The organism is Streptomyces sp. NPDC051677, from assembly GCF_044453465.1.
Taxonomy (GTDB): Bacteria; Actinomycetota; Actinomycetes; order Streptomycetales; family Streptomycetaceae; genus Streptomyces.
The window spans coordinates 1-9879 of the sequence record NZ_JBITCT010000117.1 but is presented as its reverse complement, the minus strand read 5'-3'; the positions used below and the strand labels follow the sequence as shown (position 1 = coordinate 9879).

At 69.7% G+C, this 9879-nt stretch carries 7 protein-coding genes and 1 pseudogene; 1 reads left to right on the top strand and 7 read right to left on the bottom strand.

The window, feature by feature from the left end:
• Positions 1–318: 318 nt before the first annotated feature.
• A complete protein-coding gene (locus ACIBAF_RS48745) occupies positions 319–1500 on the top strand; it encodes a hypothetical protein (RefSeq protein ID WP_399473226.1) in 1182 nt (393 codons plus the stop codon).
• Between the two features lie 221 nt (positions 1501–1721).
• Here the strand turns inward: ACIBAF_RS48745 and ACIBAF_RS48740 are convergent, their stop codons facing one another.
• From ACIBAF_RS48740 to ACIBAF_RS48710, 7 genes and pseudogenes are all read right to left on the bottom strand, one after another.
• The gene (locus tag ACIBAF_RS48740; RefSeq protein ID WP_399473224.1) at positions 1722–2492 is read right to left on the bottom strand and encodes a hypothetical protein; all 771 of its coding nucleotides are present in this window, start codon (positions 2490–2492) and stop codon (positions 1722–1724) included.
• A gap of 97 nt (positions 2493–2589) precedes the next feature.
• A complete protein-coding gene (locus ACIBAF_RS48735) occupies positions 2590–3735 on the bottom strand; it encodes a hypothetical protein (protein WP_399473222.1) in 1146 nt (381 codons plus the stop codon).
• Positions 3736–3867: 132 nt separating this feature from the next.
• The gene (locus ACIBAF_RS48730) at positions 3868–4575 is read right to left on the bottom strand and encodes a hypothetical protein (protein ID WP_399473220.1); all 708 of its coding nucleotides are present in this window, start codon (positions 4573–4575) and stop codon (positions 3868–3870) included.
• Positions 4576–5122: 547 nt separating this feature from the next.
• Positions 5123–6694, bottom strand: coding sequence for an ATP-binding protein (locus ACIBAF_RS48725; RefSeq protein WP_399473218.1), 1572 nt, complete (start codon positions 6692–6694; stop codon positions 5123–5125).
• A 27-nt stretch (positions 6695–6721) separates the two neighbouring features.
• Positions 6722–7174, bottom strand: a complete 453-nt coding sequence (locus ACIBAF_RS48720; RefSeq protein WP_399473215.1) for a DUF6238 family protein — start codon at positions 7172–7174, stop codon at positions 6722–6724.
• 34 nt (positions 7175–7208) lie between these two features.
• Positions 7209–8681, bottom strand: coding sequence for an SCO6880 family protein (locus ACIBAF_RS48715; protein ID WP_399473213.1), 1473 nt, complete (start codon positions 8679–8681; stop codon positions 7209–7211).
• 141 nt (positions 8682–8822) lie between these two features.
• Positions 8823–9788 (bottom strand): annotated as a pseudogene (locus ACIBAF_RS48710) (ATP-binding protein); the annotation flags it as partial.
• Positions 9789–9879 lie beyond the last annotated feature (91 nt).

The window sequence follows — 9879 nt, the reverse complement described above, 5'->3', positions numbered from 1 at the left end:
CCGAACAGGCGACGGCCGAACCAACGAATCTGAACACCCATCAACCCCTGCTGACCAGCTGATCAGCACATCCCGCATGACGGGGGAACCTCAGCTGGTCCATGCGGCTGGCACCTGGACCTGAGGAGCCACATTCTCTTCAGCCCGGACCGCTTCGAGGGCGAGCCTGATGCCCGGGACTTCTGGAACGCGACATACCAACACGAGATTGCCCACTGGATCCGCTACCAGACCTCCAGTATTGGGCTGCTTCTCGTTCTGCTTCAGCGTGCAAGAGCGATCACGGCCCAGCGGGCGATCCAGGAGCTGCCTGGTCGGATGCGTGATCAGATAGTCGCGCGGTTTCGGGCCGGACACCCGGTGTGGTCGTTCGAGTTCGGCTACGACCCGTCCGTGGCAGGTGCCGAGTTCGCCCTCATGGGCCAGTTCTGGCTCGACCTGCGCTTCACCTACCAGGCGATCTTCGACTTCGAGAAACTCAGCGAGGTCCGTTGGCACGCTGCGGATGCCGTGGGAAGCGCAATCTCCGACGCATGGCGAGCGGCTGAGTCCTTCACTGGCATGACCATGCATCCGGGTAACGAGATCGCCGACGGTCTCCTGCGCGGACGGGTGAGACCCATCGTGGTCAACGGGCACCACCTGACCACCCGCTCGTTGTGGGAGAGCGCGTCGACGCTGGATGAACTTCGGTCCGGGTGTGACTCGGATGACGATAACTTCGCCGAGCTGTCCCAACTGGTCCGCTACAAGCTGGATGAGCCGGTCTACGGCGGCGCGTGGAAGGTGGCGAACCAGCTCTGCCGGGCGGGCACGACGCCCGAGATGTTCCTGGTTGCTGTGCACATCGCCACCAACCCTGCGTTGCCCTTTTGGAGCTCGCCCGTTACTCGCCTGGACTGGGACGACCTGTACCCACCGAGCCGGTTCCTTAGAATCTACGAATTCATCGCCCGGAACATGTACCTGCACGACATCGTAGGGCGCGGCCAGGAGGACGACCTCTCCCAGGTACTCAAGCTGCTTTCAAGCCAGGCAGGTGTGCCATATGCCGACCCGATCGGTTACTCCGAGCTCGACCTAGACAGCCATCCAGCCGCCAGCCAGCACCTGGTCGGTGACCTCAACACTGTCATTCGGAAGAGCTTGTACCTCCGCCACCATTGGAGCGAGTCACCGTCCCGCTTCATCCTCCCCAACACCTCGCAGGTCTACACTATGGACGACGGCGGCAAGGACGAGATCGACCGCCTCAGACTGGTCAGCAGCGCGGCTGAGCCGCCGCTCATGCAGTTTGCCGACGGCCTTTGGTCCGGACCCTTCTTCAAAGACAGGCTTTCAGCGTTCCTCCTTAACGCGTGGGCACGCAACACCCTGGACGCCCTCATCACGGGTGGCGATCTGGAGGATCAGTCGTACCTCCCGGCGCAGGCGCGGCAGGATGAGGCATTCGAGCGCTTCCGTCAGCGGTATTTGGCCGACAATATGGCCGTCTGGTAAAGGCGTGAGGTTCCCCCGCGGACTGCCAACCGCAAGGCTGGCGGGCCGAGGGGCCGGCTCGTACCCGGCGACGTTCGCGCCGCCGGATCGGGGTCGCTTCGGCCGGGCTTCCGGGTGGACTTCGGCTACGGCACGGGAACTCCACACAACGCGAGCTACGTTTCCCCAGATCAGCGAATTCCATCGGTAGCCCATGGGAACTGCTTCTTGCGGGAGTTGGGTCAGCGGTTGTGGGAGAACGCAATGCGCGGGTCCACCGGGCGGGCCTCCGGGCCGGCGGCAGGCGCGGCAGCTGGTGCCTTGCCGCGCAGGCCGGCGCGGGCAGGACTGGTGGAGATCGCGACGGCGCTGATGGGGAGCTTGTGGGTGGTGAAGCCCTGGCTACGCTCACTGCGCACATCCGTCGTAGGCGCGAGTGAGTGGCGCGCGGCTACGTCCCGGGCGAGGAGGGGCTGCACAGCCACGGGGAGGTCGGTCCGGTGCATCGCCAGCGTGGCGGTGGCGACCTTGCCCAGCGCCTCGCTGCGGTCGGTGGTGACGGGCAGCGTGTAGATGTCCAGGCTCGGGTTATGCCGCCAACCGTGTTCTTCCAGGATCAGTCGGCCGCCGAGAGCGGAGGAACCGTCGGCGGTGGCGGCGACCACGCCGAGCTGCGGATGTTCGGCGAAAGCGACGCCCGGCTCAACGCACAGGGGTCGGTGGCGGGCGGGCGATGGTCCGGAGGCCGGCGAGGGGTCGAACGCGGCGTCCACATCAACCCGGTAGCCGGCCTTGCGTAGCAGCGCGACAGCCCGTGTGGCGCGGCCGTGCCCGTCACGCTGCTGGTTGGCCAGCGCGTAGAGGGTGGGGTGGTCGGGGACGGGGTGGAAGTCGAACCGCTTCAACATCCAGGCACTCGCTGTCAGTTGCTTGGGATTGGCGGCGACGATGCCGAAGTCGGGGTGGCGGCCGACTATGACGTCGGGAAGCGGGTCGTGCTCGGGGGTGGGCATGGCGGATCCATCCGGTGGAGGCAGGGGGAGAGGGGCGGTCGAGGGCAGGGATGGTTCTGCTGGTGCGGGACATGACGGGCTCCAAGCTGGGCAGCGGTCAGCGACCGGGTGCGGACGAGGGTCGGTCGGGAGGCAGGGAGGGATCTACCGCTGGAGCTGACGGCAGCTCGGCTGGGGTCGTGCGCCGTGCGGTTGGCGAGATCGCGAGAGCGGCGGTGACTCGGGGCGCCGCCGGTTCCTCCGGGGCGACTCGGTCCACCCGGGTCTGGACCCTGTCGGGGTGGTTGGTGTGCCGGTCGGCCAGTTCTCCACGCCTGGACCGAATTTCGAGTGCGTAGGAGTCGAGCTTCCTGGCGATGTACCGCAGCCGGTTCGCGTAGTGGGGATCGGCGGGTTCGCCCAGGCCCTCCCACCAGTCGGCCGTCGTGTTGAGGGACTCCACGACGCGCTGGAGAACGCCGTCACCGGGAGCGGTCAGCTCGCTCAGTACGGCGACGGCCTCGCTCGTGTGCGCCGCCGACTGGATGGATTGAGTCAGGTGGCCGAGCTGGTCGCCGACGCTGAGCCCGTGATCGCCAGGGGGCGGCAGGCTGGGGTCGAGCAGGTCGGGATCGCACGAGACGTCGAAGCCCGCAGCCTGAAGCATGTCCAAAGCCCGGGTCACGGTCTGCCGCTGCTCGACCGGTTCGGTCATGGCGGAGGGCAGTCGGTGGAAACGCTCGGGGAATAGCACGACGGGGACGAAGCCCGCACGGTGGAGAACCGCGTCGGCAGCGCTCTCCTGGGCGAGTCGCCGCGATACCGGTCGGGGCGGTAGGCCGAGTTGGTCCAGGCGCCCAACAATGGCGGTGAGCAGACGGGGGATGCTGCCGCCGTACCAGGCGTGAGGGCCGTCGGGCTCGGAGTCGTAGATCACTTCGTGGAGAGTGGAGTCGTCGGGATGCCCGCGGGTCACCAACCAGCTCTCGGGATGCCCCGGCGGGTGGTCGGTGGGCGGTTCCTGGGGTGGGGAGATGATCAGGTAGCTGTCGTCGGGGAGTTCGGCGTGGACGATGTAGTCACTGAGGCCGTACTCGACGGTGCAGGCCAGGCCGCGCTGCTGAAGCGGCTGGGTCAGGTGGTTGTACCGGTGCTCATGCTCCGACGTGCCAGCGGCGGCTTCCTGGTTGAAGGGTCCGCTGGTGCGCGCGGTGATGCGTGTGCCCTCGCGTTGGAGGGTGACCAGGGTCTGATCGGGGCGCATGTGGGCTTCTCCGCGGCTGGTCGTCCCCAGCGGCCGACGGCGGGAAGCCGCAGCGGGGCGGGGGCTGGTAGGGGTGGTGGCGTTCGTTGAGAATCCGGCGAGCGGGCGGTTTGGCCTCGCCGGAAGTCGGTGCTAGAGGCGCCAGGGCGAGCGGCGCGCGGCAGGGGGGTCCGAAGCCGCCGGGGCGGGCGGCGAAGTGGGAGAGGCACCGCATTGACCGGAGACGGATCGGGCCAGGGCCGCCTGGACACGCCCGGTGTCCGCAGACTGGTCGACGTCGATCCGGTCGGTCAGGTGATCGGCAGCCCTGGCCAACGCCGCTCCGCTGTAGCTGAGTTCGTCGGCGTATTGCCAGCCTTCGGAGTTGCGGATCTCGCGGGCCCGTTCTTCGTAGAGCTCCCGTGACCCGGGCATGGAGCCCTCCATGAGTGCGATGACCTGATCCCACTCGCGGCGGATCTCGCCTGCCCGCGCCAGTACGGAGTCGATCCCCCGCAGGCGCAGCAGGTCGGCGCTGATCGCGCCGTCAAGGTAGTCGGCCTGTTGAGCGGTTGCCCGTACACCAGCGAGGACTTCGGGGCCGTGGGTCAGAAAGGTCTCGACGTGCTCCCAGGCAGCGGCGTCCCGGGCCACCTTGCCGTCGGCGTACCCGGTCTCGTCGTCGGGCCAGCCGTCTTCGTCGCAGTACGAGTCCGAGACGGCATCCCATCGGTCTGACGCCTGCCTGATGCCGTCAACGGCGGAGGCCAGGGCCTGGACGCGCACCCGCCATGCCGCCTGTTCGCTGGTGTCTTGCGGCTGGCTGTCAGGGGAGGTGGGGGAGTCGGGAGGTGTGGGCATGGTTGTTCCCTTGTTCTGTACGGGTGCCTCACCGCGAACGGGGCAGCGAGCGCGCGGCGGACGGTGAGACGGGAGCCGGAGCGTCGCTCTGCTGGCCGGGGGAAGTTCCCCGGGCCGACGCTGCTGGCGAGAGGCGGGTCGCTGCTGCGGCTCGATGCGACCGGGAGCAGATCTCGTGGTCGACGTTCTCCCCGACGAGATGCAGTTCCTCGCCGAGGTCGCTCAGCCGGGAGGCGATAACGTCCAACTCAGACGCGCTGCTTCGGGCGCAGTGGGCGAGACACCACTCGGAGGCGGTTTCGAGTGTCTGGTGCAGGCGGGCCACCGCGCCGAAGTCCCCCGTAACAGCCTCGTGGAACAGGTTGGTGAACTCCTCGGGTTCGGGCTGCGGCGAGGCGGTCGTTCCAGTCAGTGGCCGGTGCGCCGTCGTCCGGACTCGCGGCGGGGCCGGTCGATGGGTGGTGCCGGGGTGCGGCGGCGTTCTCGACCACAACGAGCCCGAGCCCAGACACGAGCCCGGACGAGGAACCCGCGACTCCACGCGGACTCATCGCTGCACTTCACGGAGCTGCAGAGGAATTGAGAATCCGTCAGTCGGAGTGAACTCACTGACTTTCGCCAACATGCGGGCATCGGTGTCGAACAGCTCGCGCTCGGCCGGATGCAGGATGTGCTGGGTTATGAAGCTCCGACCTGCGACTTTCCACAGGCCCCGGCCCTTGGACAGGGCGGACACGGCCTGGGTCTCTACGCCGGTCAGGCCGAGCAGCGACGCGGCGGCGGCGAGCTGGTCGGGCTCCTGGCGGTAGATGATGCGGGTGGAGCAGTCGGCGAGGAGGCCCTCGGCCAGCACCCGGCCGCGCGAGCCAGCGTCGCCCGCACTGAGTAGATCGCTGAGGCGGTGGATGACCATCAGGTTGGCGATGCCGAGCCCTCGACTGAGCTTCCACTGGCTCTGCATGCGCTCCAGGGGGCCGACGTGCCTCATCACACGCCATGCCTCGTCGTAGATCACCCAGCGTCGGCCGCCGTCCGGGTCGGCGAGCGCGGACTCCATCCAGGCGCTCGCGCAGGTCATCGCGAGGACCAGCGCGGTGTCGTCGCCCGAGCCGCCAAGCCGGGAGAGGTCAATGGATAGCATCGGGGTGGTCGGGTCGAAGGCCACGGACGAGGGTGCGTCGAACATGCCGCTCAAGTCGCCGTGCACGAGTCGGCGCAGGGCGTGCGCGAGGTCCTGTGCGGCGGGCCCCATGTGCCCGGCCTGGTCGCCGAGGGCCCGGTCGAGGCGCTCGGGCGAGCCGAGAGTGTGCGCGATCTCGCCGAGCAGGGGCACCGTGTCGCTGGCCACGGCTTCGGAGACGACTAGGTCCAGCGCGAGGTCCAGGGCTGTGTGCTCCATCGGTAGGAGATCGCGCTTCAGCACGGTGCGCGCGAGGCCGGCCAGGAGCAGGAGACGGCGCTTGCGGACCTCGGTCGACCAGTCGTCCTCGCTCACCGATGCGGGCCGGGCAGGCGCGTCCAACGGGTTCAGCCTGCCCGGGAGTCCCGGTCCCAGGGCGATGCTGTAGCCGCCGAGAGCCTGCGCGACGGCCGTCCACTCGCCCTTGGGGTCGCAGGGCACGTAGACCCGGTATCCGTGCGCAATCGCCCTGGTAGCGATGGACTTGGCCAGGGCGGATTTGCCCATGCCGATGATCCCCGCCAGGACGGCGTTGGGGTTGGTGAAGCCCTCGATCCGGCTGTTGCTGTACAGCGAGAACGGGTCATAGCAGAACGCGGCCTCGGCGTGGACGTCCCGGCCGATGAAGATGCCCTCCGCGCCTAGGCCGCCCTCGGCGAGGAACGGATAGGCCCCGGACACGGTGGCGGTGGTCATCCGGTGGGCGGGCAGGCTGAGCTTGCCGCCGCGTGCCGAGGAGGAGCCGGGGCGTCCGGACGGCGGGTAGGTCGGCCGCAGCTCCGGGTCGAAAGTCTCCTCGTCGCGGCGCTTGGGCGGGGCTCCAGCGAGGCGGGCCTGGCGGCGGGCCTCGGCGAAACCGGCGCGGGCGGCTCGCTGCTCGGCACGCGATGTCTTGCGGGGGACGAACAGGTGGGAGGCGCTGGCGCGGGTGCGGGGCATGAACGTTTCTCCAGATGGAAGGCAGGGTCAGTGGCGGACGAGGCCGGTGAATGGCGCGTGCAGGTCGGCCGGGGTGGTACGGCGGCGGACCAGGTGCGCGGTGCGCTGGTGGCGCTGGCAGATGGTCAGCTCCGGTGCGCCTTCTGGCAGGCCGGCCTGGCACGTCTCGCGGTCGGGCACCTCGCCGGAGTCCGGCCGAGGCGCCGCGTGGTAGGCGGCGTGGACGTGGTCGGCGGCCTGCCAGATCCGGGTGCGGGCGGCGCGGAGCTGGTCGCCCTCGGTCGGCACGAGCTGGCCTGTGCGGGCAGTGTGGACGTCGAGCAGGCCGTGCAGCGAGACGAGATGGGCGTGCAGGGCGTCCAGCTCGGCGCGGGTGGTGACGAGCGGACCGCCTGGAACGTTGAGCGCGCGGTGGAAGTCGAGCGCGGCGGTGGCGAAGGGCACGAAGTCCTGCGCGGTCGGGGTGGCGGTGCGGGACATGGGGGTGCTCTTTCGGAAGGGAGGAGGGCCGGCATCAGGCGGCGAGGGCCAGCGGCATGGCGGCGGCGGTGAACGCTTCGGCCTGCTGCCAGGTGAGCGGCCGGAGGTCGAGCTGGGCGCCGACCGCCGCGGTCTCCACGACCGCGCACGCGGACCGCAGCTCCTCCTCGGAGTCGGCCGAGACGGTCAGCAGGCCGGTCAGGGCGACATCCGCGTGGCCCGCGATGAGCTGGCGTTCACGGGACTTGATGTCCTGGTACTCGATCGAGTCCGCTTCGGAGTCGACCTGGCCGCGCCGGGCGCGCTCGGAGGCGTCTGCGATGACCGAAGCCTTCCGGCGCTGGACATCGCGCAGGGCGGCGTCCAGCCCCTTCGGCTCGTACGACAGCGACAGGGTCCGCCGTACCCCGGCGGTGAACAGGAGCTGGTGCAGGAAGCCCGCCGACGTCTCGGTGCGGGGCCAGTTCTCCACCCAGTACGTGGAGTGGACGGCGGAGTCGGTCGCGATGTGGTCCGACTTCTCGACGACCACGACCGGGCCGGCAGCGGCGGGGTCGGCCTCGGGACGGTCGGAGGAGGACCAACGGTCCAGCGTGGCAAGGGCCTTGGGGTCGTATGCCGTTCGCACGACTGCCGCGATCTCGTGGGCGGTGAGCCAGCCGGTGGGGTTGAGCCCGGCGGTGCGCGCGGCCTGGTCGAAGGTCGAGGTCAACTGCGACAGGACGCTGAAGGACCCGGTCAGACCGCCTCCGGCCTGGTTGATCAGACGTCGCGCGGCCTTGGCGTCCAGCGAGACCGCGACGTACGCCTCGTGAGGAGCCGCAGCCGGGCCCGCGCTCTGGATCAGCTCGCTGTAGATCGCGCCGGCCACCGGGGCGTCGGGCTGGCCGTGCTCCTCCCAGTACCGGCGAAGGGCGTCGCCGGAGTCCGGCACGGTGCGCTCGATCACCTGAATCCGGGCGACCTGACCGGTGCGGGCCAGCGCGGCGAGCGCGCGACCCCAGCCGTTGACGTTGGCGTTCTGAGTGCCCGGGTCGAGCAGCGCGTAGGCACGGGAGGACACCTTGACGACGGCCGTCAGCGTACCGGTGTCGGGATTGTGGACCGCGCCGTACCGACGGCCGGGTGCGGTGACCACGCGCAGGCTGGCGGCGGTACCGGGCAGGTGGAGGAGTCCTTCGCGGACCGGGCGGCGGGACGGCCGGACGAGCCAGATCAACTGGCCCCGCATCCGACGGTACACGTACCGGGTGACGATCGGAGCCCAGTCGGCCAGGGCTCGGCCCCGGTAGCGAACGAAGACGAGCAGGGCGATCGCGGCCCACAGCGGGATGAGTTCGAGAGCGCCGACCACGCCACGGGTGAGGATCACGGCGAGCAGGAGAAGGCCGGTGACGCTCACGACGATCAGTTGCGGGGCGATCAGGCCGAGCAGGATGCCGCGCCTGCTGCGGTGCGGGAACTTCACGGTGGCCGTGGTGGCTTCGGCCTGGGGGTTGTCAGACATGGCGGTTCCAGACAATGGGAGCGGGCGGGAAGGGGCGGGAGGCGCGGCGCTCTTCTGGAGGTCATCGCAGGACTCCGTTTCGGGTGGCCGGGGGAAAGGGGCGGGCCGGAGGGATACGGCCCGCCCCCTTGTGGTGGTGGGTCAGGACCCGGACGGCGGCTGGTTGGGGTAGACCCAGCTCGTCGGAGTCGGGGAGCCAGTCGCTGACGGACCGGTGGAGGGCGGCGGTGCGGCGGGACCGCTGGGCGGCACGGCACCTACGCGGGTCAAGCTGCTGCCCGGAGCCGACGCACCGGCGGGCGGGGCGGCGGAGGGCGTGCCCCCTTCGGAGCCTCCTGCTTCGGTGTCGGCAGGCCGTGTGATCAGCGCAGGGATGCCGGGGCGCTGGATCAGGGCGCGGCCCTTGTCGCCGGAGGCGTTCGGGTCCTCGCCGTACCGGAAGCTGGTCCGCGGCTTCGGGGGTCCGGCGTCGATGCCCTCCTTGCTCAGGTTGCCGCCGGTGGGGTTGATGCCGGAGGCGACACCGTCGCTGCCCGCGCCGGGGACCCGGCGCGGCCCCTGCGGAGCAGGAGTGCCGGTGCTGGCCTGCATCGCGAGGCTGCCCGCGGTCTTCGCGGCCCCTGCGGCGACCGCCATGCCGGCGACGCCGGTACGGTGCAGGTCGTCGTGTCCGCCGCCGTCGCTCGCCCAGTGGACGAACTTGTAGGTGGCGTACGGGCAGAGTAGGACCAGGACCATCACGACGATGCCGGCCATCGCGTCGGACAGGGCGGCCATTCCGTCTTTGGCATCGGACTTGCCCATCGCCGAGACGCCGATCAGGAAGACCACGGTCATCAGCAGTTTCGACACGACGAGGGTGGCAGTGGCCTCGATCCAACCCCGCCGCCAGCGCTTGGCGACGTCCCAGCCGCCGCCGGCTCCGGCGAAGACCGCGAGGGCGACCATGATCAGGACGCCGACCTTGCGGGCGACCATCACGCCCCAGTACATGAACGCGCCGATCGCGCAGCCGAAGGCGACCAGGGCTGGGACTGTCCAGCCGAGGCCGTACATCGCCCCCAGGTCGTTGACCTTGATGACGCGGCGGATCGCGTCGTCCACTGAGTGGACGTTAAGTCCGTTTCTCGTAGCGACCTCGTCCGGGTTGGGTGAGGAAGCCTTGTCGGACGAGGCGTCCGAGGCGGCTGCGGGTGAC